The 253-nt window shown below is 66.4% G+C and carries 1 pseudogene; it reads right to left on the bottom strand.

Annotation, left to right across the window (positions count from 1 at the left end):
- Positions 1-253, bottom strand: a pseudogene (locus tag SB816_RS33485) (porin); the annotation flags it as partial.

Raw genomic sequence — 253 nt, 5'->3', positions numbered from 1 at the left:
ATCGTGTACGTGTACGCGGCCGACAGGCTCAACGCGGACGTCGCCATATAGCGGCCGTCGACCGAGAAGTTGTCGAACACCAGCGACTCGCCCTTCAACGGAGTGATACCGCTGCCTTGCATCACGCCGGTCACGCCGTCGGTCGCCGAGTGCGACCATGCGGCGCCGACCGAGTGCGGGCCGAACGAATAGCGTCCGGCGAGTGCCCAGATCTGCTGGTTGCCGCCGGTGATCGTCGCCGAGCCGTCGATCG

This window comes from Achromobacter sp. SIMBA_011, assembly GCF_046535435.1.
Lineage (GTDB): Bacteria > Pseudomonadota > Gammaproteobacteria > Burkholderiales > Burkholderiaceae_B > Achromobacter > Achromobacter dolens.
This window is presented reverse-complemented; position numbering and strand designations above follow the sequence as displayed.